The following is a 22889-nucleotide window of genomic DNA, read 5'->3' as shown; positions in this document are numbered from 1 at the left end:
CGATGAACGACTTGCAACCCCACGCCGCGCCGGCGGGCGACGCCAAGGGCACGTTGTACCTGCTGTTTCGCATCGCTGATCAGCGCTTTGCCCTGGACGTGCACGAGGTGGTCGAGGTGCTGCCGCGTCGGCCGCTGAAGCCGATCGCCCAGGCGCCGGCGTGGGTCGCGGGTATTCTCGCGCATCGCGGCGCGCTGGTGCCGGTGGTCGACCTGTCGGCGCTGAGCTTTGGCCAGGCCGCAGCGCAACGTACCAGCACGCGTCTGGTGCTGGTGCGTTACCGGGGCAACCTGCAACTCGGGCTGATCCTTGAGCAGGCGACCGAAACCTTGCGCTGCCGCCGCGAAGACTTCCAGCCGTATGGCCTGGACAATGCCGACGCCCCCTACCTGGGCCCGGTGCGCCAGGACCACCTGGGCCTGTTGCAACTGATCGAAGTCGATGACCTGCTGACGGACGCCGTGCGCGAGCTGGTGTTTGCCGATCACAGCGGTGCACCAGGGCAAGGAGTGCCGACATGACTGAACAGCGTTTCTTCCGCTACCTGCGCGAGCGTATCGGCCTGGATGTGGAGTCGGTGGGGGCGTCCATGGTCGAGCGCGCCTTGCGCCAGCGCTGCGTTGCCGTGAACGCGGCAGACCTGGACGATTACTGGCTGCGCCTGCAGCAATCGGCGGACGAGCAACAGGCCTTGATCGAGGCAGTCATCGTCCCCGAGACCTGGTTCTTCCGTTACCCCGAATCGTTCACGGCCCTGGTCGGGCTTGCCCATAAACGCCTGGCCCAACTGGCCGGCGCACGCCCGGTGCGGCTGCTCAGCCTGCCGTGCTCGACCGGCGAAGAACCCTATTCACTGGCCATGGCGCTGCTGGATGGCGGCATGAGCCCTGGCTCGTTCATGATCGATGGCATCGACATCAGCCCCATTTCGGTGGCCAAGGGCGAACAGGCGGTCTACGGGCGCAATGCCTTTCGCGGCAGCGACCTGGGTTTTCGCGAGCGCTTTTTCGATGCGCTCGATGACGGCCACCGCTTGCAGGGCCGGGTGCGCCAGCAGGTCAGCCTGCAGGTAGGCAATGTGCTGGATCCGGCACTGGCCAGCCGCGATGGCCTGTACGATTTCGTGTTCTGCCGCAACCTGTTGATCTATTTCGACGTGCCCACGCAGCAGCGCGTGTTCGAGGTGCTCAAGCGCCTGACTCACACGCAGGGCGTGCTGTTCATCGGGCCTGCCGAAGGCAGCTTGCTGGCGCGGCTGGGGATGCGCCCGTTGGGCATTGCGCAGTCATTCGCCTACGTGCGCCAGGAGGGCGACCGCGCGCCGGTCGCCGTGCCACCCGCGCCACCCGTCAGGCGCACGCTGCCGCCTTTGGCCATGCCCGTGTACCCGCCCACGACCCCGTCACTGACGCGGCCGTTGCGGCCCCTTGTGGCCACTGCCAAGGCGTCGCTGGCGCACGACAGCAAGGGCGAGAGCGAGGCCGAATTGCTGGCCAGCATTGCCCAGCATGCCAACGCCGGTGCCAGTGCGCAGGCGCGCGCCGCTTGCCAGCGTTACTTGAGCCAGTTCGCGCCGACCGCGCAGGTTTACTACTGGCTGGGGTTGCTCAGCGATACCGAAGGCGATGCCGGCCAGGCGCTTACCCATTATCGCAAGGCTCTGTACCTCGAACCGCAGCACCCCGAGGCCCTGGTACACCTGGCGGCGTTGCTCGCGGCCCAGGGCGACCTGGCCGGTGCGCAGCGTTTGCAGGCGCGTGCCGCACGGGTCGGTCGGGAGTCTGAACGATGAGGGGTGAATCCGCGATGCAACTGCTTGCCCAGGCCGACGAGCGCATCGACGACTGCTGGAACCGCATCGGCGTGCACGGTGACAAACAGTGCCCGCTGCTGGAGCAGCACATCCATTGCCGCAACTGCGACGTCTATGCCGCTGCCGCCACGCGCCTGCTCGACCGTTACGCTCTGCTGCAGGATGACCAGGCCGTTGCGGCGCAAGCCGCCGAGCAATCAGTCGGCCACTCCCTGCTGTTGTTCAGGCTCGGCGAAGAATGGCTGGCCCTGGCGACCGCCTGCCTGGCAGAAATCGCCCCCTTGCAGGCAGTGCATTCGCTACCGCACCAGCGTTCGCGGGTATTGCAAGGCGTCGCCAACGTGCGTGGCGCGTTGGTGCCATGCCTTTCGCTGGCTGACCTGCTGGGGGTGCAACCGACTGCCGGGCAACAGCGCAGCGGCCGCGAGATGCCGCGCATGCTGATTCTGGCCGCCGAAGGTGGGCCGGTGGTGATGGCAGTCGAAGAGATCGACGGCATTCATCGGCTTGACCCGGCGTTGCTGGACAGCGGCCAGGACACCACGCGCTTCACCGCAGCGGTGCTGCAGTGGCGTGGCCGCAGCGTGCGCGTGCTGGACGATCAACAATTACTGTCTGCCGTGCAGCGGAGCCTGTCATGACCCCAGAGCAAATGCGCGACGCATCGTTGCTCGAGCTGTTCAGCCTGGAAGCCGAGGCGCAGACCCAGGTACTCAGCGCCGGCCTGATGGCCCTGGAGCGCAATCCCACCCAGGCCGACCAGCTGGAAGCCTGCATGCGCGCGGCCCACTCCCTGAAGGGGGCCGCGCGCATTGTCGGGGTAGACGCTGGCGTCAGCGTTGCCCATGTAATGGAAGACTGCCTGGTGGCTGCCCAGGAAGGCCGCTTGCGGCTGAGCGCCGAGCATATCGATGCGTTGCTGCAGGGCACCGACCTGTTGATGCGCATCGCCACGCCAGGCGACACCGCCGCGCAAGCGACGCTGCCGGTGTTCCTCGCGCAGATGGCCAGCCTGCTGGACCCAGGCGCCGCGCCGGTGCCAATGCCAACGGCATTGCCGGCAGCGCCTGTACAATCCACGCCCGTCGAGCCCTTGCCGCTGGCACCCGAGGCCATGGAGGTGGAATTCGAGCTTGAACCCGTGCCACGGCGCAAGGCTGGCAAACGCGCTGGCGAAGGCGCAGAGCGGGTGCTGCGGGTCACCGCCGACCGCCTCAACAGCTTGCTCGACCTGTCCAGCAAGTCGCTGGTGGAAACCCAGCGGCTCAAGCCTTACCTGGCCACCTTGCAGCGCCTCAAGCGCATGCATGGCCAAGGCATGCAGGCCCTCGATGGTTTGCGCATGCAACTGGAAGACAGTGGCCAGAGCAGCGAAGTGCTCGAAGCCCTGGCCCAGACCCAGCGCCTGTTGGCCGAAACCCAGCAGATTTTGCAGCAGCAGGCCGCCGACCTTGACGAATTCGGCTGGCAGGCCAGCCAGCGCGCGCAGTTGCTCTATGACACGGCCCTGGCCTGCCGGATGCGGCCTTTCGCTGACGTACTGGCCGGGCAGAGCCGCATGGTCCGTGACCTTGGGCGCTCCCTGGGCAAGCCGGTGCGCCTGGTCATCGAAGGCGAAAAGACCCAGGTCGACCGCGATGTGCTGGAAAAACTCGAAGCACCGCTGACCCACCTGCTGCGCAATGCGGTCGACCACGGCATCGAACTGCCCGAGCGGCGCCTGCTGGCAGGCAAGGCGCAGGAGGGCGTGATTCGCCTGCGCGCCTCGCACCAGGCCGGCATGCTCAGCCTTGAGCTGATCGACGATGGCGCCGGTATCGACCTGGAGCGCCTGCGCAGCGCGATCGTCGAGCGTGCCATGTCGCCGGCCGACACGGTGGCCCGGATGAGCGAGGCGGAGCTGATGACGTTCCTGTTCCTGCCCGGTTTCAGCCTGCGCGACACCGTGACCGAGGTGTCTGGACGCGGGGTTGGCCTGGATGCCGTGCAGCACATGATCCGCGAGCTGCGCGGCTCGATCGAGTTGACGCAATCGGCGGGGCAGGGCTGCCGCTTCCACCTGCAGGTGCCGCTGACCCTCTCGGTGGTGCGCAGCCTGGTGGTGGAAGTGGGCGGCGAAGCGTATGCCTTCCCGCTTGCGCATATCGAACGCACCCTGGAGGTGACCGCCGAACAGATCGTGCAGATCGAAGGGCGCCAGCACTTCTGGCACGAAGGGCGGCACATCGGCCTGGTGGCGGCAAGCCAGTTGCTCAACCGCCCGGCAGGGCAGGACGATGAGCGCAGCCTGCGGGTGGTGGTTATTCGCGAACGCGAGCAACTCTATGGGGTTGCCGTGGAGCGCTTGATCGGTGAGCGGGTGCTGGTGGTGATGCCCCTCGATCCGCGCTTGGGTAAGGTCCAGGATATCTCGTCCGGCGCCTTGCTCGACGACGGCTCGGTGGTGTTGATCATCGACGTCGAAGACCTGCTGCGCTCGGTAGAAAAACTGCTCAGTACCGGCAGCCTGGAGCGCATCGAGCGGGGCAGCAGTGGCGCCCGGGGTGCAGTGCGCAAACGCATCCTGGTGGTCGATGACTCGCTCACCGTGCGCGAGCTGCAGCGCAAGCTGCTGGGCAACCGCGGTTACGACGTGGCGGTGGCGGTAGATGGCATGGACGGCTGGAACGCCTTGCGCGGCGACGACTTCGACTTGTTGATCACCGATATCGACATGCCGCGCATGGATGGCATCGAGCTGGTCACCCTGGTGCGCCGCGACCAGCGCTTGCAATCGCTGCCGGTGATGGTGGTGTCGTACAAGGACCGTGAGGAAGACCGACGGCGTGGCCTGGACGCTGGCGCCGACTACTATTTGGCAAAGGCCAGTTTCCACGACGATGCGTTGCTGGATGCTGTGGTGGAGCTGATCGGAGGTGCTCAGGGATGAAGGTCGCCATCGTCAATGACATGCCCATGGCGGTCGAGGCGTTACGCCGGGCGCTGGCCTTCGAGCCTGCGCACCAGGTGATCTGGGTGGCGGGCAACGGCGCCGAGGCGGTGCAGCGCTGCGCCGAGCAGTTGCCCGACCTGATCCTCATGGACCTGATCATGCCGGTGATGGACGGGGTGGAGGCGACGCGGCGGATCATGGCCGAAACCCCCTGCGCCATCGTGATCGTCACGGTCGACCGCAAACAGAACGTGCACCGGGTATTCGAGGCCATGGGCCATGGCGCCTTGGATGTGGTCGATACCCCGGCCTTGGGGGCGGGCGATGCCCGTGAGGCGGCGGCGCCGTTGCTGCGCAAGATCCTCAATATCAGTTGGCTGATCGGCCAGCAGCGCGCGCCGGCCGCGCGCCCGGTTGCCACGCCCTTGCGCGAAGCGTCACAGCGGCGCGGGCTGGTGGCCATCGGCTCGTCGGCGGGCGGCCCGGCTGCCCTGGAGGTGCTGCTCAAGGGCTTGCCCCCTGCATTTCCGGCGGCCATCGTGCTGGTCCAGCATGTCGACCAGGTGTTTGCCGCCGGCATGGCCGAATGGCTCAGCAGCGCGGCAGGCCTGCCGGTGCGCCTGGCCTGCGAGGGCGAGCCGCCGCAACCGGGGCAGGTGTTGCTGGCGGGCACCAACCACCATATCCGCCTGCTGAAAAACGGCCAGCTGGCCTACACTGCCGAACCCGTCAACGAAATCTACCGGCCCTCGATCGATGTGTTCTTCGAGAGCGTGGCGCGCTACTGGAGCGGCGATGCTGTAGGTGTGCTGCTCACGGGCATGGGCCGCGATGGTGCCCGAGGCCTGAAACTGATGCGCCAGCAAGGCTTCCTGACCATCGCCCAGGACCAGGCCAGCAGTGCCGTGTACGGCATGCCCAAGGCCGCCGCAGCGATCGACGCGGCGGTGGAAATCCGCCCGCTGGAGCGAATAGCCGGGCGCTTGATGGAATTCTTTGCAAAATGACGATATGTATTGAATCACGCCGCCTGGCCGGCAGTGATCAGGTGAATAGGGATGAATGATCTACCGATCGAAGGTTTCGCGACCGCCAATGAAAACTCGGCGATGGTCCTGTTGGTCGACGATCAGGCGATGATCGGCGAAGCGGTGCGTCGTGGCCTGGCCCACGAAGACAACATCGACTTCCACTTCTGCGCCGACCCGCACCAGGCCGTGGCGCAGGCCATGCGCATCAAGCCGACGGTCATCCTGCAGGACCTGATCATGCCGGGCCTGGATGGGCTGACCCTGGTGCGCGAGTACCGCAACAACCCCGCCACCCAGGATATCCCGATCATCGTGCTGTCGACCAAGGAAGACCCGCTGGTCAAGAGCGCGGCGTTTGCTGCGGGGGCCAACGACTACCTGGTCAAGTTGCCGGACAACATCGAGCTGGTGGCGCGTATTCGCTACCACTCGCGCTCCTACCTGACCTTGCTCCAGCGTGACGAAGCCTACCGCGCCCTGCGCGTGAGCCAGCAACAGTTGCTCGATTCCAACCTGATGCTGCAGCGGCTGATGAATTCCGATGGCCTGACCGGGCTTTCCAACCGGCGCCATTTCGACGAGTACCTGGAGCTGGAGTGGCGCCGGGCCATGCGCGAGCAGCAGCAGCTGTCGTTGCTGATGATCGACGTCGACTACTTCAAGGCCTACAACGATAATTTCGGCCACCTGGCGGGTGACGAGGCGTTGCGCCAGGTGGCCGAAGCGATTCGCGGCTCGTGTTCGCGGCCGACTGACCTGCCGGCGCGCTATGGGGGCGAGGAGTTTGCCCTGGTGCTGCCCAATACGTCCCCGGGTGGCGCGCGGCTGATTGCCGAGAAATTGCGCCAGACCGTGGTGGGGTTAGGTATTGCCCATACGGCGCCGGCGGCTGATGCGCGGTTGACCGTGAGCATTGGCCTGGCGACGCAGACGCCGGCGGTTGGCGGGCATTGCCGGCAGCTGATTTCGGCGGCGGACAAGGGCTTGTACCAGGCCAAGAACAGCGGGCGTAATCAGGTGGGGATTGCCTGAGGGCGAGATCGAGCGCCGCTCGCGCGGCGCTCGATCTCTCTGGCGCCGAAAGCCTATGGCCCAACACATCGTAAATCCCCCAAACCTACCGCCCGGCGGGTCTGCCGCCCCGCGTCTGACTCAGTTATACTCGCAGGCTTTTCACCGAATTCGCACGAGAGCCTCCCCCCATGGAAATCCAACCGATCCTGAACACCATCAAGGACCTCACCGAGCGTTCCCAGTCCATTCGGGGGTATCTTTGACTACGATCACAAGCATGACCGCCTGATCGAAGTCAACCGCGAGCTGGAAGACCCCAGCGTCTGGAACAAGCCCGAGTACGCCCAGGAACTGGGCCGTGAGCTTGCGTCGCTGAAAACCATCGTCGGCACACTGGATGAACTCGCCGGTGGCCTGAACGATTGCCGCGACCTGCTGGACATGGCCGTCGAAGAGAACGACGAAGGCACCGTCGACGACGTGGTCGCCGAACTGCAGCGCCTGGAAGACTCCCTCGCCAAACTGGAATTCCGCCGCATGTTCAGCGGCGAGATGGACATGAACAACGCCTACCTGGACATCCAGGCCGGTTCCGGCGGCACCGAAGCCCAGGACTGGGCCAACATCCTGTTGCGCATGTACCTGCGCTGGGCGGACAAGCGCGGCTTCGATGCCACCATCATGGAACTGTCCGAAGGTGAAGTCGCCGGTATCAAGGGCGCAACCGTGCACATCAAAGGCGAATACGCCTTCGGCTGGCTGCGTACCGAAATCGGCGTGCACCGCCTGGTGCGCAAGAGCCCGTTCGACTCCGGCGCCCGTCGCCACACCTCGTTCTCGGCCGTGTTCGTATCGCCCGAGATCGACGACAAGGTCGAGATCGAGATCAACCCGTCCGACCTGCGCATCGACACCTACCGCTCCTCCGGCGCCGGTGGCCAGCACGTCAACACCACCGACTCGGCGGTACGTATCACCCACGTGCCGACCAACACCGTGGTCAGCTGCCAGAACGAACGCTCCCAGCACGCCAACAAAGACACCGCCATGAAAATGCTGCGGGCCAAGTTGTACGAGCTGGAAATGCAGAAGCGCAGCGCCGCTTCCCAAGCCCTGGAAGACAGCAAGTCGGACATTGGTTGGGGCCACCAGATCCGCTCGTACGTGCTCGACGCGTCGCGGATCAAGGACCTGCGCACCAACGTTGAGCGCAGCGACTGCAACAAGGTGCTCGACGGCGACATCGACGAATACCTCGAAGCCAGCCTGAAACAGGGCCTGTAAGCTTCACTCCTGCTGAGAAGACCCTCGCCTGCGGGCGAGGGCAATGAATTCCCTGATGGAAGATGTGACCACATGAGCGACCTCAATAGCGCACCGCAAGACCTGCAACAGGAAGAAAACGCCCTGATCGCCCTGCGCAAGGAAAAACTTGCCGCAGAGCGCGCCAAGGGCAATGCCTTCCCCAATGACTTCCGTCGCGACAGCTACTGCAACGACCTGCAGAAGCAGTACGCCGACAAGACCAAGGAAGAACTGGAAGCTGCAGCGATTCCGGTCAAGGTTGCCGGGCGCATCATGCTCAACCGTGGCTCGTTCATGGTCATCCAGGACATGACCGGCCGTATTCAGGTCTACGTCAACCGCAAGACCCTGCCAGAAGAAACCCTGGCCGCCGTCAAGACCTGGGACCTGGGCGACATCATCAGCGCCGAAGGCACCCTGGCCCGTTCCGGCAAGGGCGACCTGTACGTCGAAATGACCAACGTGCGCCTGCTGACCAAGTCGCTGCGCCCGCTGCCCGACAAGCACCACGGCCTGACCGACACCGAACAGCGCTACCGTCAGCGTTACGTCGACCTGATGGTCAACGAAGAAACCCGCCACACCTTCCGCGTTCGCTCGCAGGTGATCTCGCACATCCGCAAGTTCCTGATCGAGCGCGACTTCCTCGAAGTCGAAACGCCGATGCTGCAGACCATCCCCGGCGGCGCCGCGGCCAAGCCGTTCGAAACCCACCACAACGCCCTGGACATGGCCATGTTCCTGCGCATCGCACCGGAGCTGTACCTCAAGCGCCTGGTGGTGGGTGGTTTCGAGAAGGTCTTCGAGATCAACCGCAACTTCCGTAACGAAGGCGTTTCGACCCGGCATAACCCCGAGTTCACCATGCTCGAGTTCTACCAGGCCTATGCCGACTACAACGACAACATGGACCTCACCGAGGAACTGTTCCGCGAGCTGGCACAGCTGGTGCTGGGCAGCACCGACGTACCGTACGGCGACAAGGTGTTCCACTTTGGCGAGCCGTTCGTGCGCCTGTCGGTATTCGACTCGATCCTCAAGTACAACCCCGAGCTGACCGCCGCCGACCTGCAGGACGTCGACAAGGCCCGTGACATCGCCAAGAAAGCCGGTGCCAAGGTGCTCGGCCATGAAGGCCTGGGCAAGTTGCAGGTGATGATTTTCGAAGAGCTGGTCGAGCACAAGCTGGAGCAGCCGCACTTCATCACCGAATACCCGTTCGAAGTCTCGCCGCTGGCCCGTCGCAACGACCAGAACCCGGCCGTGACCGACCGCTTCGAGCTGTTCATCGGTGGCCGCGAGATCGCCAACGCCTACTCCGAGCTCAACGATGCCGAAGACCAGGCCGAGCGCTTCCTGGCCCAGGTGGCCGAGAAGGATGCCGGTGACGACGAAGCCATGCACTACGATGCCGACTTCGTCCGTGCCCTGGAGTACGGCATGCCGCCGACCGCCGGTGAAGGTATCGGCATCGACCGCCTGGTGATGCTGCTGACCAACTCGCCGTCGATTCGCGATGTGATCCTGTTCCCACATATGCGTCCGCAGGCCTGAGTGATCTGAGAAAGCCGCCTCTAGGGGCGGCTTTTTCGTGCCTGAAGCTTTATGTTACCTGTAGCCGCAAAAGCGCCGGCGCAGCCAGCACACCGTCCGTGAGGTAACCCCGTGTCCCCCGTAATCGCCCCGCAAGGCGCCGCCGGCATCGCCACCGCCGTCGCCGAAAGCGTGCAATACCAAGGCCGCAAGACTGCCCGCCAAGGCAGCGAGCAGCGCCGCCAACTGATCCTCGACGCCGCCATGCGCATCGTCGTGCGCGATGGTGTACGTGGTGTGCGCCACCGCGCGGTGGCCGCCGAGGCGGGTGTGCCATTGTCGGCCACCACCTATTACTTCAAGGACATCGAGGACCTGCTCACCGATACCTTCGCCCAGTACGTCGAGCGCAGCGCCGCCTACATGGCCAAGCTCTGGGCCAACACCGAGGTAGTGCTGCGCCAGATGCTGGCCCAGGGCGATGGCAGCTCGCAGGCGAGGGCGCGGCTGGCCGACGAAGTGGCGCGCATGACCGCTGACTATGTGTCCCGCCAGTTGCTCAATCGCCGCGACTTCCTCATGGCCGAGCAGGCGTTCCGCCAGGAGGCGCTGCTGTGCCCACGCCTGGCCGAACTGGTGTGCGCCCACGAGCAGATCCTTCTGCACGGTACCCGACAGTTGCTGCAGGTGGTCGGGTCGCGGCAACCGGAACAGGACGCCCAGATGTTGACGGCGATTATCGAGCAGATGGAATATCAGGGCCTGCTCAAGGATGCGAACGCGCAAGCCGATGGGCAGATGCTCGCTATGCTTACCCGTTACCTGCACCTGGTGTTGGCATCGGCCTGAGCACAGACCTGAATTTTCAAGGAGAACCTGATGAAAGCCTGGCGTGTGGTGTTGTTGACTCTGTCATTCCTGCTGCTGGGCGGTTGTCTGGTGACCTTTCACGAGCCGTTGCCGAGCAACCAGGCCGCGCCCAAGGCTCTGCTCGGCAAATGGAGCAGCAAGGACGCCTGGGGCGAGCCGCTGAAACTTGCGATCAGCCGCAGTGGCGGCGATGCCTACAAGGCCGTGGCCACGGCCAAGGGCAAGGCCCCCGAAGAGTATGTGTTCACCGTGTCGCGCCACGGCAATCGCTGGTACCTCTCGGCCGGCGTGCCCAAGCGCCTGGGCGGTAATTTCCTGATTGGCGGTTTCGAAGTCATCGATGGCAAGGAACTGGTGGTGTACAACCTCGATGTCGAGCAGGTGCAGCAGGCTGTCGAGAAGAAAGAACTGACCGGGCGCAGCACCGAGGTGCCGGAAGACAATGGTGAGGGCGTGCTGATCGACAGCCCATCGGCGCGGGTGCTGGCCTATCTGGACGACCCGGCCAACTCCGACCTGTTCGTCGAGGTGGCGCGCTTCCAGCGCAGCGGCAAGTAGTTGCCTGTACTGCCCTCTAGCAAGGAGTCCTCAGTGGACGAGTACCAACAGACCATCCGTGCACTGTCCGACCGCATCGTCGCGGCGCAGACCCCCATTCGTGTGCTCGACGCGGTGAAGTGGGACGACAACATCCGCCACGGCTTCCTCAAGGCCAAGGGCAAAGAGCCACCTGCCGTAGACCGCGCCTATTACCAGTCGCGCCCGTTGTCGTTCGACTCCAGTGCGGTCAAGGCCGAGTTCCAGAGCATCGAGCGCGACATCACCCGCCGGCTGGGCCAGTTCAACCCCGTCGGGCAGATCATGCGGCGCATGTGCAAGGAGTACCGCATGGTGGTGCGCATGCTCGAGGCGCGTGGCACCGAAGACTTCGGGCTGATCTCGCAGGAGCTCTACGGCGCCGCCTCCGACGCCTTCCATGCCGGTGACCCGACCCTGGCCGACCTGGGCCTGATGCTCTCGGACTACCTGAACAACATCGATGGCCGTGGCGACCTCAAGGACGAGCCCAAGAACCTCACCGCCAAGGAGGCCGTAGACATCCTCCAGCGCCGCCTGAACAAGGTGTTCGGTGAAGCCGAAGAAACCATCCGTGTGTTCGAGTCCGACGGCATCGTCGCCGACGCAGCGGCAGGTGCCGACTACATCAAGGTGCGCGCCGACGCCATGTTCAACAGCCGCGACGTGCGTGCGCTGGAGGTGCATGAGGGGCTGGTGCATGTCGGTACCACGCTCAACGGCCTCAACCAGCCGATTTGCACCTTCCTGGCCAAAGGGCCACCCTCGTCGACGGTGACGCAGGAAGGGCTGGCGATTCTCATGGAGGTAATTGCCTTCGCCTCTTACCCCAGCCGCCTGCGCAAGCTCACCAACCGCACACGCGCCATCCACATGGTCGAGGAAGGCGCCGATTTCCTTCAGGTGTTCGAGTTCTTCCGCGCCCAGGGCTTCGAAATGGCGCAGAGCTACAGCAACGCCAGCCGGGTGTTCCGCGGCTCGGTGCCCAATGGGCTGCCATTCACCAAGGACTTGTCCTACCTCAAGGGCTTCATCATGGTTTACAACTACATTCAGTTGGCCGTGAAGAAGGGCAAACTCGAGCAGATCCCGCTGCTGTTCTGCGGCAAGACCACCCTGGAAGACATGCGTACCCTGCGCCAACTGGTCGAGGAAGGGCTGGTGGAACCGCCCAAGTACTTGCCCGAACAGTTCCGCGACCTCAACGCGTTGTCGGCCTGGATGTGCTTCTCCAACTTCCTCAACCACCTGAGCCTGGATCGCATTGAAGCCGACTACGCGAACATTCTCTGAACGCTGCCGCCTGCTGGTACTCGGTGTGCTCCTGCTGGGCCTGAGCGGGTGCAGCAGCCTGCTGTTCTACCCCGAGCCGGGCCAACCGTTCACACCGGAACGGGCCAAGCTGGAATACCGGGACGTTACTCTGACCACCGCCGACGGTGTGCGTCTGCATGGCTGGTGGCTGCCGGCCAAGGCCGGGGTCGAGGTCAAGGGCACGGTGTTGCACCTGCATGGCAACGGCGGCAACCTGGCCGGCCATCTGGGGGGCAGCTACTGGCTGCCGGAGCAGGGTTACCAGGTACTGATGGTCGACTACCGGGGTTATGGGTTGTCTCAGGGCAAACCGGGTTTGCCGGAGGTCTACCAGGACATTGCGGCGGCCTTGGGCTGGCTGGACCAGGCGCCCGAGGTCAAGGGCAAGCCGCTGGTGCTGCTGGGGCAGAGCCTGGGCGGCGCCATGGCCATCCACTACCTGGCGGCCCACCCCGAACAGCGCCAGCGCTTCAGCGCACTGGTGTTCGATGGCGTGCCGGCCAGCTACCGTGCGGTCGGGCGGTTCGCCCTGAGTACGTCGTGGATGACCTGGCCATTGCAGGTGCCGCTGTCGTGGCTGGTGCCCGACGGTGACAGTGCGATCCGTTCGGTCGAGCGCCTGGACGGCCCGCCGAAGCTGTTCTTCCACAGTATCGACGACCACCTGGTGCCGATGGATAACGGCATCCGCCTGTACCAGCACGCGCCACCGCCGCGGGTACTGCAACTGACCCGTGGTGGCCATGTGCAGACCTTCGCCGACCCGGTGTGGCGCCAGGTGATGCTGCGCTTTCTGGACGACCCTAGTCATTTCAACGGCCTGCGGCGGCTTGCCGAAGTGCCCAATTACCCTGACGAGAAGAACAAGCAATGAGTGAAGAACGCAACGCCATCCCGCTGATCCTGACCGGCGTCGGCAGCATCATCGTGACGGTGGGGGCCCTCTGGTACTACGGTTACCTGCATTTCGCCAAGCCTGAAGATGCCCTGTTGCTGCAGGATTTCACCATGCTCAAGACCCTGCCAGGCGAGGATTACAAAGTCTCGCTCGACCCGGCGCCACAGGTGGCCCAGTGCGTGGACGGTGTGCTGGTGCTGTTCGATACCCAACAGAAAGGCCTGACCGGCGTGTTGGTCGACGACCGCAAGCGTGCGGTGCGTTGCATGGGCGAGGACACACCGCAGCAGGTGCAGTGAGCTGCAATCTGCGTTGCTGCACCTGACCTTTCGCGGGCAGACCAATGAAAAACCCCGCCATCAAGGCGGGGTTTTTTCTTTCAACTAGCCAGCCTTACTGCGCCTGGCTCACCGAGCGCGGTGCCACCGGCTGGTTGTCGTTGGAGATGGTCACCTCTACCCGACGGTTCTGCGCACGGCCCGAGTTGCTGCCGTTGTCAGCCACCGGGTACTCCTTGCCGTAGCCCTGAGCGACGATGCGTGCTGGGTCTACGCCTGCACGTACCAGCGCCATGCGCACGGCAGCGGCGCGGCGCTCGGAGAGGGTCTGGTTGTAGTTGGCCGAGCCGACGCTGTCGGTGTAGCCCTCTACGATCACCTTGCGCTCCGGGTTCTCCTGAAGGAACTGGGCCAGCTTGGTCACGTTAGGGTAGGCGTTGCTCTTGAGCACGGCCTTGTTGAAGTCAAACAGCACGTCGCCGAAGGTGACCAGCGTACCGCGGTCGGTCTGCTTGGCATTGAGGCTGTCCTGCAGTTTGGCGATCTGCGCATCGCGGGCATCCAGTTTGGCCTGGGCGCGTTGGGCGGAGGCGTTTTTCAGTTCGCCTTCGGCGGTGCGCAGGGCGATGGTCTGCTTGGCGACCTCGACCCGCTGGTTGGTCAGGTAAGCGAGTTGGTCGACCTTTTTCTGGTCCTCGCGATCCATATAGGCCTTGTCGGCCTTGTTCAGCCAGTCCTGGGCATCCTTGGTTTCCAGCGCCGCGACCTTGGTCGACTGCGGGTCGCTCTGCAGCGCGGAGAAGTTGGTGCGGGCCGATTCAAGGTTGGCGTTCGGGTCGTGCGAGCAGGCAGCAAGACCGACGCTCAGGGCCAGCAGGGCGGGAATCATGACGTGTTTGCGCATAGTGTTCATCCTTTGATCGAGTGCGAAGGCTAAGGGAAGTCGGGCAGGGCTCATTGAGCGCTGCGCAGGCCTTCCTCACGTACGTCCTGAACGCCCTGGCGGGCATCCTGCACGGCCTTCTGGGCCTTGGCCGCCTGAGCCTTGCGTTCGGCGAGGCGGGCGTCCCATTCGGCTTGTTCGGCCAGACGCTTGGCGTCGTCGTACTTCTTGTCATGCATGGCGATTTCAGCCTGCTTGAACTTGTCCTGGGCCGCTTTCATTTCAACGGCGGCGAACTCGGTACCGCCGGCACTGACGGCAGAGTTCACGGCGGACTGGGTAACGGCATACTGCTCGGTGGGCGGGTTGCCCGCACAGCCGGCCAGGACCAGGCTACTGCCCAGGGCCAGCGCGGCCAGCTTGAACCCGCGCACATGAGTGGATGACGGTTTGAAAGTGCGGGTCTTCATGGTGGTCAGCTCCATTGGATCACTCCTGATAACGACGATGTCCGTAGCAGTCCATCGCTTATTCCCTGACAGTTGCCGTGTACTTCAGCTGAACGGTGCACGAGGGCAGTGTGCAGGGTTTTAGCGTGATGGCTATTTGCTCGGACTCGGGCGTTTTTCGAATAGTTCAGAAAAAAGTGCCGTTGACGGATAACTTTTTCTGACTGATTGGTCAGTGAGATTTGCCTGGAACTTTCAGCGCCATGCGCGGTATTCCGGGCCTTGCAGGCCCGGAACAGGGGGGTGGTTATGTTTCGCTGTCGTCAGCAGTGCTGCTGAGTTCATGCAGGTGCCGACGGGACAAGGACAGAAAGCGAGGGGTAGGGCCGATGTCTTCGAACAACGGGTCACCTTCTTCATCGGTGGCGATGACCTGGCGCCCCTGTACATAAGGGAAACTGGCTTCCAGTTCCTCAAGGGCTGCCGCCACCAGTTCGCCGAGCAGTTCTTCGGCGGTACGTTTGGGGTACATGTCGATCAGCGCGGCCAGGCGCGCCTCCGACTCCAGGTCCAGATGCAGTACATGGCCGGTACGGCTCAGGGTACCTGCGGCATTCTGTTCCCAGTGCTGGGCGAGTTCACGGATTTTCATGATGACCTCTGTCTACGCCTCGAAGGGCTGCATTGGATCGGAGTGCTCTGCTTGCACTTTAGTTTGCTTTGCCGATCGCGGCTTGGCTTGGGCGCTTGCCATCGACGCTTGGCTATGGGCACTCTTGGCCCAGTGCTGTTTCCTGAACGAGTGCGCCAAGGCTGCGCCACAGAGAGGGCCAATGACCGATATCGATGTGCGTTTGCGTGAAGATGTCCATGTGTTGGGGGAGTTGCTCGGCGAAACCATTCGTCAGCAGCACGGCGATGCGTTTTTGCAGAAGATCGAGGCCATTCGTCACAGCGCCAAGGCGGACCGCCGGGTGGCCGGCGAGCAATTGAGCTCGACCCTGGCGGACCTGGCCGATGAAGACTTGCTGCCGGTGGCCCGGGCGTTCAACCAGTTTCTCAACCTGGCCAACATGGCCGAGCAGTATCAGTTGATCCGCCGTCGCGATGCCGACCAGCCAGAGCCATTCGAAGCGCGGGTGCTGCCCGAGCTGCTGGCACGCCTGAAGCAGGCCGGGCACGGCAACGACGCCTTGGCCCGGCAGTTGGCCAAGCTGGATATCCAGCTGGTGCTGACGGCCCACCCCACCGAGGTCGCGCGGCGCACCTTGATCCAGAAGTACGACGCCATCGCCGCTCAGTTGGCAGCCCAGGACCATCGCGACCTGACCCCTGGCGAGCGCCAGCAGGTGCGCGAGCGCCTGCGCCGGCTGATCGCCGAAGCCTGGCACACCGAAGAGATCCGCCGTACTCGGCCGACCCCGGTGGACGAGGCCAAGTGGGGCTTTGCGGTGATCGAACATTCGTTGTGGCAGGCCATCCCCAACCACCTGCGCAAGGTCGACAAGGCGCTGCACGATGCCACGGGGCTGCGCCTGCCGCTGGAGGCCGCACCGATCCGCTTCGCCTCCTGGATGGGCGGCGACCGCGACGGCAACCCTAATGTCACGGCCGCAGTCACTCGCGAAGTGCTGTTGCTGGCGCGGTGGATGGCGGCCGACCTGTTCCTGCGCGATATCGACGCCTTGGCTGCAGAATTGTCCATGCAACACGCCAGCAGCGCGCTGCGTGAGCGAGTCGGCGACAGCGCCGAACCTTACCGCGCCGTGCTCAAGCAATTGCGTGAGCGCCTGCGGGCGACCCGCGCCTGGGCGCATGCCGCCTTGACCAGCAGCCAGCCCGCCGGTGCCGAAGTGCTGGTGGACAACCGCGACCTGATCGCGCCGCTTGAGCTGTGCTATCAATCGCTGCATGAATGCGGCATGGGCGTGATCGCCGAAGGGCCGCTGCTCGACTGCCTGCGCCGGGCCGTGACCTTTGGCCTGTACCTGGGGCGCCTGGACGTGCGCCAGGACGCTGCCCGGCACCGCGATGCCCTGACCGAGATCACCGATTACCTGGGCTTGGGGCGCTATGCCGACTGGGATGAAGAGCAACGTATCGCGTTCCTCCTGGCCGAACTGAAAAACCGCCGGCCGCTGCTGCCAGCGCACTTCCAGCCCCAGGCGGAAACCGCCGAGGTGCTGGCCACCTGCCGGGAAATTGCGGCGGCCCCGGCCGCTTCATTGGGCTCCTATGTCATCTCCATGGCCGGTGCCGCGTCGGATGTGCTGGCGGTGCAACTGCTGCTCAAGGAAGCCGGGCTGACCCGCCCGATGCGGGTGGTACCGCTGTTCGAGACCTTGGCCGACCTGGACAACGCCGGCCCGGTGATGCAGCGCCTGCTTGGCCTGCCGGGCTATCGCGCCGGCCTGCGCGGCCCGCAGGAAGTGATGATCGGCTATTCCGACTCCGCCAAGGACGCTGGCACCACGGCAGCCGCCTGGGCGCAGTACCGGGCCCAGGAAAACCTGGTGCGCATCTGCCGCGAGCATCAAGTCGAGTTGCTGTTGTTCCACGGCCGTGGCGGCACCGTTGGCCGTGGCGGCGGCCCGGCGCACGCGGCGATCCTGTCGCAGCCACCGGGTTCGGTGGCTGGGCGGTTCCGCACCACCGAGCAGGGCGAGATGATCCGCTTCAAGTTCGGTTTGCCCGGCATTGCCGAACAAAACCTCAACCTGTACCTGGCGGCCGTGCTGGAAGCCACCTTGTTACCGCCACCCCCGCCGCAGCCTGCCTGGCGTGAGGTGATGGACCAACTGGCTGCTGATGGGGTGCAGGCGTATCGTAGCGTGGTGCGCGACAACCCCGATTTTGTCGAGTATTTCCGCCAGTCGACGCCGGAGCAGGAGTTGGGGCGCCTGCCTTTGGGCAGCCGCCCGGCCAAGCGCCGCGCCGGCGGCATCGAGAGCCTGCGGGCCATCCCGTGGATCTTCGGCTGGACCCAGACGCGCCTGATGCTGCCAGCCTGGCTGGGCTGGGAAACCGCCTTGAACAATGCCTTGCAACGCGGCCAGGGCGAACTGTTGGCGCAGATGCGCGAACAATGGCCGTTCTTCCGCACCCGTATCGACATGCTGGAGATGGTGCTGGCCAAGGCCGATGCACAAATCGCCGAGGCCTACGACGAACGTCTGGTGCAACCGGACCTGCTTCCTTTAGGTGTGCACCTGCGCGACCTATTGTCGCAGTCCTGCCAGGTGGTACTGGGCTTGACCGGGCAGCCGGTGCTACTGGCGCACAGCCCCGAGACCCTGGAATTCATCAGCCTGCGCAATACTTACCTGGACCCGCTGCACCGCCTTCAGGCCGAGCTGCTGGCGCGCTCGCGCAGGCGCGAAGCCGCTCTGGACAGCCCGCTGGAACAGGCCTTGCTGGTCACCGTGGCGGGCATTGCCGCGGGCCTGCGCAACACCGGCTGAGGCCGCCTCTGGTTTGCCAGGCGCAGGTGTGAGGAGGGAGGTAATCAGGAACGGGGAGGGCGGTTGCGCTGAGCGCAACCGCTTGCCGGGCAGGTCGCAAGTGGCGCATTCCTGCAACTTTGGGACGCTTGTCTGGCTGCCGGGCGCTGTGTATCTTGAGCAGCCTTCTGACCGATTTATGGTCATACCCGATTTTCCGGACTTGGCCCTGGTTGCCGAATCCATTGAATTTCATAAAAAAATTTGAGGAGCACGAGATGCGCGTAATTCTGCTGGGAGCTCCCGGGGCCGGTAAAGGTACTCAGGCAAAGTTCATCACCGAGAAGTTCGGTATTCCACAGATCTCCACCGGTGACATGCTGCGTGCCGCCGTCAAGGCCGGTACCCCGCTGGGCCTGGAACTGAAGAAAGTCATGGATGCCGGCCAGCTGGTCTCCGACGATCTGATCATCAGCCTGGTAAAGGAGCGCATCGCCCAGCCGGATTGCGCCAACGGCTGCCTGTTCGACGGCTTCCCACGGACCATTCCGCAAGCCGAAGCCATGGTCGCCGCCGGTGTCGACATCGACGCCGTGGTCGAAATCGCCGTTGACGATGAAGAAATCGTTGGCCGTATGGCCGGTCGCCGTGTGCACCTGGCCTCGGGCCGCACCTACCACATTCAGTACAACCCGCCGAAAGTGGCAGGCAAGGACGACGTGACCGGCGAAGACCTGATCCAGCGCGACGACGACAAGGAAGAAACCGTGCGTCATCGCCTGTCGGTCTACCACACCCAGACCAAGCCGCTGGTCGAGTTCTACCAGAAGCTGTCGGCTGCAAATGCTGGTAAGCCGAAGTACAGCCACATCGAAGGTGTCGGCTCGGTCGACGCTATCACCGCCAAGGTACTGGCAGCCCTGAGCTGATCCATCGCCTTGCATCACAACGGCCCGCTTGCGGGCCGTTGTCGTTTATACTGGCGCTCTTTTCCCTGCACCTGGAAACCCGTTCGATGACCACCCTGCTGGCCCTGGATACCGCCACCGAAGCCTGTTCCGTCGCCTTGTTGCATGACGGCAAGGTAACCAGCCATTACGAGGTGATCCCACGTCAGCACGCGCAGAAGTTGCTGCCGATGATCAAACAGCTGCTGGCTGACTCGGGGGTGGCCTTGAATACGCTGGATGCCATCGCGTTCGGCCGTGGCCCGGGGGCCTTCACCGGCGTGCGGATCGCCATCGGTGTGGTCCAGGGCCTGGCGTTCGCCCTTGAGCGTCCGGTGCTGCCGGTGTCCAATCTGGCCGCGCTGGCGCAAGGTGCGTTGCGCGAGCAGGGTGCGCAGCACGTGGCGGCCGCCATCGATGCGCGCATGGACGAAGTGTACTGGGGCTGTTACCAGGCCAGCGCCGGCGAAATGCGCCTGGTTGGCCAGGAAGCGGTACTGCCGCCCGAGCGCGTGGCGCTGCCCGACGCCAGCAGCGCCGAGTGGTTCGGTGCCGGTACCGGTTGGGGCTATGCCGAGCGCCTGGCTGTGCAAGTCGCCGCCAGCAATGCGGCGGCGTTGCCCAATGCCCTGGATATCCTCAGCCTGGCCAGCTTTGCCTGGGCGCGCGGCGAGGCGATCGCCGCCGAGCAGGCGCAACCTGTGTACTTGCGCGATAATGTAGCGACACCCAAGAAGCGTTGAGTGTTGTTCGTCGGTTATCGCCGATGACGATAAAACCTTTCGCGCGAACTGTGGTCCAGTTATCACTCAAGCATTAGCGACGGAACCCTGATGCTGCTAAATTGCCATCATCGGTTCTGAGTGTTCACGCCATGCGTATCGACGGTTTCTCATCGCAGTCCTACCCGATCAAGCGCACACCGCGCAAAGCGTCGGTGCGCGATGAGGCCATCGAAGATGCCGACGTCATCGACAGCGGCGAGCAGGGTGAACTGGCCCAGGAGGCGGCCATTCGCCGTCGCAGCGGTGGCCTGCCAGCCCGTCAGCAAGACATGGTCTTCCCTCGCGCCCGTGACCGGCGTACCGCCACTGCGTTGGCCAGCTACCTGAGCACGGCCGGTTTTACCGATTGGGACATGGAAGTACTGGGGCTCGACCTGTACATTTGAGGGATGATTCCTTCTCTTCTGCCTTATTTTCTGGGTTGTCCGTCATGGAGCGAAAACGCCTGGCGCGACTACCTGTACCCCGCCGATGCCCGAGCCGCTGAGTACCTTGGCCTGTACAGCCAGGTGTTCAACGCGGTCGAAGGCAATACCACCTTCTACGCGAGCCCCGCAGCCGCCACCGTGGCACGCTGGGCGCAGACGATGCCGGCGCACTTTCGTTTCACCGCCAAATTCCCCCGCGAGGTCAGCCATGCGGGGGACCTGCGTGACCAGTTGGACGCGACCGCTGCCTTCACCCGTTTGATGGCACCGCTGGGTGAACGGGTATCGCCTTACTGGCTGCAGTTGCCTGCGCTATTCGGGCCTTCGCGCCTGGCAGAGTTGAGCTGTTTTCTGGATGAAGTGGGCGTGCCGTTGGCCGTCGAAGTGCGCAACGAGGCCTTTTTTGCGCGCGGTGAAGAGGAGCGGCAGCTCAACCGGCTGCTGCTCGAGCGTGGTGTCGAGCGCATCTGCCTCGACCCGCGGGCGTTGTTCAGTTGCACTTCGCGCGAGCCCGCCGTGCTGCATGCCCAGGCCAAGAAGCCCAAGGTGCCGCCACGCCCGGCCGCCTTCAGCCAGCATCCGCAGATACGTTTCATTGGCCATCCGCAGCTTGAAGCCAATGAAGCCTTCCTGACGCCCTGGGTGGCCAAGGTGGCCAGTTGGGTCGAGGAAGGTCGTAGCCCCTACATCTTCCTGCACACCTCGGATAACCGCCTGGCCGCGGCGTTGGCCCAGCGTTTTCATCAGCGTCTGATGCAGCGCCTGCCTGGCCTTGCACCTTTGCCGGAATTGCCACGCGCCCCTGAGGTCGAACAACTGGGACTACTCTGACCACTCCTGACTGCCTGAGGTTGAGACCATGGATGTGCAAACCCTGCGAGCCGAAGCCTTCAAGGCACTGCACGAACGTGACAGCGCCTTCGTCATCCCCAACCCGTGGGATGCCGGCTCCGCCAAGTTGCTGGCCAGCCTGGGCTTCGAGGCGCTGGCCACGACCAGCGCGGGCCTGGCGTTCAGCCTGGGCCGACCGGATGCCGAAGGTGCCTTGAGCCTGGACGAAACCCTGGATAACGCCGGGGCCATTGTCGATGCCACGGCCTTGCCGGTTGCTGCCGACCTGGAGAACGGCTTCGGCGACCTGCCCGAAGACTGCGCACAGACCATCCTGCGGGCCGCCGAGGCGGGTCTTGTAGGGGGTTCCATCGAAGACGCCAGCGGGCGCAGTGAAGCCCCTATCTATGACCATGGCCTGGCTGTAGAACGCGTACGCGCGGCGGTTCAGGCAGCGCGTAGCCTGCCGTTTCCGTTCACCCTGTGCGCCCGTGCCGAAAACCTGCTGCACGGGCGCCTGGACCTGGACGACACCATCCTGCGCCTGCAAGCCTATGCCGAGGCCGGGGCCGATGTGCTCTACGCGCCAGGGCTGCGCACCGTCGAAGAAATTCGCGCGGTAGTGCAGGCGGTGGCGCCCAAGCCGGTCAATGTGCTGATGGGGCTGGCGGGCGTGACCCTGAGCGTCAACCAGTTGCAAGACCTTGGGGTGCGCCGCATCAGTGTCGGCTCGTCGCTGGCCCGTGCGGCACTGGGGGCTTTCCACCGGGCCGCGTTGGAGATTCGTGACGAGGGCACGTTCGGCTACGGTGAACAGGCGCTGCCCTTCGCCCAGCTCAACGACCTGTTCCGCCGCTGAATCGCCGTGCGTGCCTTGCTGGCACTGCTGCTGGGCCTGTCGCTGCTGGCAGGCCTGGTCTGGCATTTTGGTTGGCGCCTGCCGGCTGCCTGGAACCCCTGGGCGCCGCTGGACGTGCGCCAGCCGCCGAACCTGCTCACCACCTTCAAGCTGTCGCGCCTGCGCGATGACCCCGCGCTATGCCGTCAGGCACTGGAAACCAGCGATCTGCGGTACCGGGCGCAAGCCGACAGTCCGGCCTCGGCCAATTGCCCGCTGCGCAACGTATGGCGCATCGAGGGCGGTCAGGCGCGGCTCAGCAGCAGCTTCCTGGCCAGTTGCCCGTTGGCGGTAGCCTACGCGCTGTTCGAGCAGCATGGGCTGCAACCGGTGGCGCAGCGAGTATTGGGGCAGCGGGTGACGCAGGTTGACCACCTGGGCAGTTTTGCCTGCCGCAATGTCTATCACCGCAAACAAGGCCGGCTCAGTCAGCACGCCAGCGCCAATGCCCTGGACATCAGTGGTTTTCGCTTGCAGGACGGGCAGCGCATCGTACTGGCTCGGGACTGGCAGGCGGCGGGGCAGAAAGCTGAATTCCTTCGTCAGGTGCAGCAGGTGGCCTGTGAACGCTTCAGTACCGTGCTGGGGCCTGACTACAACGCCGCGCACCACAATCACTTCCACCTCGATATGGGCCGCTGGCAGATCTGCCGCTGAGCTTGCG

The 22889-nt window shown here is 64.4% G+C and carries 23 protein-coding genes; 20 read left to right on the top strand and 3 right to left on the bottom strand.

Going from position 1 to position 22889, the window contains the following annotated elements; all coding sequences use genetic code 11:
- Window positions 1–2 precede the first annotated feature (2 nt).
- The 13 genes from DJ563_RS15570 to DJ563_RS15510 all read left to right on the top strand — a co-directional run bounded on the left by DJ563_RS15570 (window position 3) and on the right by DJ563_RS15510 (window position 13585).
- Window positions 3–521 (top strand): chemotaxis protein CheW, encoded by a 519-nt coding sequence (locus DJ563_RS15570; RefSeq protein ID WP_274098355.1) that lies wholly within the window; start codon window positions 3–5, stop codon window positions 519–521.
- Window positions 518–1792 carry a CheR family methyltransferase gene (locus DJ563_RS15565; protein ID WP_434517989.1) on the top strand — a complete coding sequence of 425 codons (1275 nt, stop codon included), beginning with the start codon at window positions 518–520 and terminating at the stop codon, window positions 1790–1792. The genes DJ563_RS15570 and DJ563_RS15565 overlap by 4 nt, the downstream gene beginning before the upstream one ends.
- Window positions 1789–2454 (top strand): chemotaxis protein CheW, encoded by a 666-nt coding sequence (locus DJ563_RS15560; protein WP_186662961.1) that lies wholly within the window; start codon window positions 1789–1791, stop codon window positions 2452–2454. The genes DJ563_RS15565 and DJ563_RS15560 overlap by 4 nt, the downstream gene beginning before the upstream one ends.
- Window positions 2451–4742: a hybrid sensor histidine kinase/response regulator gene (locus DJ563_RS15555; RefSeq protein WP_274098357.1), complete on the top strand. Its 2292-nt coding sequence runs from the start codon at window positions 2451–2453 to the stop codon at window positions 4740–4742. Before DJ563_RS15560 ends, DJ563_RS15555 begins: the two co-directional genes overlap by 4 nt.
- The gene (wspF, locus tag DJ563_RS15550; RefSeq protein WP_434517988.1) at window positions 4739–5752 is read left to right on the top strand and encodes a Wsp signal transduction system protein-glutamate methylesterase WspF; all 1014 of its coding nucleotides are present in this window, start codon (window positions 4739–4741) and stop codon (window positions 5750–5752) included. Before DJ563_RS15555 ends, wspF begins: the two co-directional genes overlap by 4 nt.
- Before the next feature lie 51 nt (window positions 5753–5803).
- On the top strand, window positions 5804–6808 hold the full coding sequence (wspR, locus tag DJ563_RS15545) for a Wsp signal transduction system regulator diguanylate cyclase WspR (protein ID WP_274098359.1): 1005 nt from the start codon (window positions 5804–5806) through the stop codon (window positions 6806–6808).
- A gap of 170 nt (window positions 6809–6978) precedes the next feature.
- Window positions 6979–8074 (top strand): peptide chain release factor 2 gene (prfB, locus tag DJ563_RS15540; RefSeq protein WP_274098360.1). Its coding sequence is split into 2 segments (ribosomal slippage): window positions 6979–7050 and window positions 7052–8074, totalling 1095 coding nucleotides; the frame shifts between segments, so codons are not numbered across the junction.
- Window positions 8075–8146: 72 nt separating this feature from the next.
- The gene (lysS, locus tag DJ563_RS15535) at window positions 8147–9649 is read left to right on the top strand and encodes a lysine--tRNA ligase (RefSeq protein ID WP_274098361.1); all 1503 of its coding nucleotides are present in this window, start codon (window positions 8147–8149) and stop codon (window positions 9647–9649) included.
- 123 nt (window positions 9650–9772) lie between these two features.
- Window positions 9773–10477 (top strand): TetR/AcrR family transcriptional regulator, encoded by a 705-nt coding sequence (locus DJ563_RS15530; protein WP_274098375.1) that lies wholly within the window; start codon window positions 9773–9775, stop codon window positions 10475–10477.
- 30 nt (window positions 10478–10507) lie between these two features.
- Complete coding sequence (locus DJ563_RS15525) at window positions 10508–11056, top strand: hypothetical protein (protein WP_274098362.1); 549 nt, start codon at window positions 10508–10510, stop codon at window positions 11054–11056.
- Window positions 11057–11089: 33 nt separating this feature from the next.
- Window positions 11090–12367, top strand: a complete 1278-nt coding sequence (locus DJ563_RS15520) for a flavohemoglobin expression-modulating QEGLA motif protein (RefSeq protein WP_033700922.1) — start codon at window positions 11090–11092, stop codon at window positions 12365–12367.
- Entirely contained in the window at window positions 12339–13262 is a 924-nt protein-coding gene (locus DJ563_RS15515; protein ID WP_274098363.1) for an alpha/beta hydrolase, read from the top strand. Before DJ563_RS15520 ends, DJ563_RS15515 begins: the two co-directional genes overlap by 29 nt.
- Window positions 13259–13585: a hypothetical protein gene (locus DJ563_RS15510; RefSeq protein ID WP_033700920.1), complete on the top strand. Its 327-nt coding sequence runs from the start codon at window positions 13259–13261 to the stop codon at window positions 13583–13585. Before DJ563_RS15515 ends, DJ563_RS15510 begins: the two co-directional genes overlap by 4 nt.
- A 94-nt stretch (window positions 13586–13679) precedes the next feature.
- Here DJ563_RS15510 and DJ563_RS15505 read toward each other — a convergent pair whose 3' ends face one another.
- From DJ563_RS15505 to DJ563_RS15495, 3 genes are all read right to left on the bottom strand, one after another.
- Window positions 13680–14468, bottom strand: coding sequence for an OmpA family protein (locus tag DJ563_RS15505; RefSeq protein WP_274098364.1), 789 nt, complete (start codon window positions 14466–14468; stop codon window positions 13680–13682).
- Between the two features lie 50 nt (window positions 14469–14518).
- Window positions 14519–14932: a DUF4398 domain-containing protein gene (locus DJ563_RS15500; RefSeq protein ID WP_027595759.1), complete on the bottom strand. Its 414-nt coding sequence runs from the start codon at window positions 14930–14932 to the stop codon at window positions 14519–14521.
- A gap of 271 nt (window positions 14933–15203) precedes the next feature.
- Window positions 15204–15548: a pilin assembly protein gene (locus DJ563_RS15495; protein WP_033701512.1), complete on the bottom strand. Its 345-nt coding sequence runs from the start codon at window positions 15546–15548 to the stop codon at window positions 15204–15206.
- A 181-nt stretch (window positions 15549–15729) separates the two neighbouring features.
- Here DJ563_RS15495 and ppc point away from each other — a divergent pair, with 181 nt between their 5' ends.
- The 7 genes from ppc to DJ563_RS15460 all read left to right on the top strand — a co-directional run bounded on the left by ppc (window position 15730) and on the right by DJ563_RS15460 (window position 22882).
- The gene (gene ppc / locus DJ563_RS15490) at window positions 15730–18357 is read left to right on the top strand and encodes a phosphoenolpyruvate carboxylase (protein ID WP_274098365.1); all 2628 of its coding nucleotides are present in this window, start codon (window positions 15730–15732) and stop codon (window positions 18355–18357) included.
- Between the two features lie 257 nt (window positions 18358–18614).
- The gene (adk, locus tag DJ563_RS15485) at window positions 18615–19265 is read left to right on the top strand and encodes an adenylate kinase (protein WP_033700916.1); all 651 of its coding nucleotides are present in this window, start codon (window positions 18615–18617) and stop codon (window positions 19263–19265) included.
- A gap of 86 nt (window positions 19266–19351) precedes the next feature.
- Window positions 19352–20026, top strand: a complete 675-nt coding sequence (gene tsaB, locus DJ563_RS15480) for a tRNA (adenosine(37)-N6)-threonylcarbamoyltransferase complex dimerization subunit type 1 TsaB (RefSeq protein WP_274098367.1) — start codon at window positions 19352–19354, stop codon at window positions 20024–20026.
- Between the two features lie 131 nt (window positions 20027–20157).
- Window positions 20158–20454, top strand: coding sequence for a hypothetical protein (locus DJ563_RS15475; RefSeq protein WP_274098368.1), 297 nt, complete (start codon window positions 20158–20160; stop codon window positions 20452–20454).
- 3 nt (window positions 20455–20457) lie between these two features.
- A complete protein-coding gene (locus DJ563_RS15470; RefSeq protein ID WP_434517987.1) occupies window positions 20458–21327 on the top strand; it encodes a DUF72 domain-containing protein in 870 nt (289 codons plus the stop codon).
- Between the two features lie 28 nt (window positions 21328–21355).
- On the top strand, window positions 21356–22186 hold the full coding sequence (locus DJ563_RS15465) for an isocitrate lyase/PEP mutase family protein (RefSeq protein ID WP_274098370.1): 831 nt from the start codon (window positions 21356–21358) through the stop codon (window positions 22184–22186).
- Window positions 22187–22192: 6 nt separating this feature from the next.
- Window positions 22193–22882, top strand: coding sequence for an extensin-like domain-containing protein (locus tag DJ563_RS15460; RefSeq protein ID WP_434517986.1), 690 nt, complete (start codon window positions 22193–22195; stop codon window positions 22880–22882).
- The last annotated feature ends 7 nt before the right edge of the window (window positions 22883–22889 follow it).

It is taken from the genome of Pseudomonas sp. NFX1 (genome assembly GCF_051123555.1).
Taxonomy (GTDB): domain Bacteria; phylum Pseudomonadota; class Gammaproteobacteria; order Pseudomonadales; family Pseudomonadaceae; genus Aquipseudomonas; species Aquipseudomonas capeferrum.
Note: the sequence above shows the minus strand (reverse complement) of the source record. Positions and strands in the feature narration are given on the sequence as shown.

Coding starts and splice junctions, on each gene's coding strand:
- DJ563_RS15570 (WP_274098355.1), top strand. CDS start 3: ATGAACGACTTGCAACCCCACGCCGCGCCGGCGGGCGACGCCAAGGGC.
- DJ563_RS15565 (WP_434517989.1), top strand. CDS start 518: ATGACTGAACAGCGTTTCTTCCGCTACCTGCGCGAGCGTATCGGCCTG.
- DJ563_RS15560 (WP_186662961.1), top strand. CDS start 1,789: ATGAGGGGTGAATCCGCGATGCAACTGCTTGCCCAGGCCGACGAGCGC.
- DJ563_RS15555 (WP_274098357.1), top strand. CDS start 2,451: ATGACCCCAGAGCAAATGCGCGACGCATCGTTGCTCGAGCTGTTCAGC.
- wspF (WP_434517988.1), top strand. CDS start 4,739: ATGAAGGTCGCCATCGTCAATGACATGCCCATGGCGGTCGAGGCGTTA.
- wspR (WP_274098359.1), top strand. CDS start 5,804: ATGAATGATCTACCGATCGAAGGTTTCGCGACCGCCAATGAAAACTCG.
- lysS (WP_274098361.1), top strand. CDS start 8,147: ATGAGCGACCTCAATAGCGCACCGCAAGACCTGCAACAGGAAGAAAAC.
- DJ563_RS15525 (WP_274098362.1), top strand. CDS start 10,508: ATGAAAGCCTGGCGTGTGGTGTTGTTGACTCTGTCATTCCTGCTGCTG.
- DJ563_RS15510 (WP_033700920.1), top strand. CDS start 13,259: ATGAGTGAAGAACGCAACGCCATCCCGCTGATCCTGACCGGCGTCGGC.
- DJ563_RS15505 (WP_274098364.1), bottom strand. CDS start 14,468: ATGCGCAAACACGTCATGATTCCCGCCCTGCTGGCCCTGAGCGTCGGT.
- DJ563_RS15500 (WP_027595759.1), bottom strand. CDS start 14,932: ATGGAGCTGACCACCATGAAGACCCGCACTTTCAAACCGTCATCCACT.
- DJ563_RS15495 (WP_033701512.1), bottom strand. CDS start 15,548: ATGAAAATCCGTGAACTCGCCCAGCACTGGGAACAGAATGCCGCAGGT.
- ppc (WP_274098365.1), top strand. CDS start 15,730: ATGACCGATATCGATGTGCGTTTGCGTGAAGATGTCCATGTGTTGGGG.
- adk (WP_033700916.1), top strand. CDS start 18,615: ATGCGCGTAATTCTGCTGGGAGCTCCCGGGGCCGGTAAAGGTACTCAG.
- tsaB (WP_274098367.1), top strand. CDS start 19,352: ATGACCACCCTGCTGGCCCTGGATACCGCCACCGAAGCCTGTTCCGTC.
- DJ563_RS15475 (WP_274098368.1), top strand. CDS start 20,158: ATGCGTATCGACGGTTTCTCATCGCAGTCCTACCCGATCAAGCGCACA.
- DJ563_RS15470 (WP_434517987.1), top strand. CDS start 20,458: ATGATTCCTTCTCTTCTGCCTTATTTTCTGGGTTGTCCGTCATGGAGC.
- DJ563_RS15465 (WP_274098370.1), top strand. CDS start 21,356: ATGGATGTGCAAACCCTGCGAGCCGAAGCCTTCAAGGCACTGCACGAA.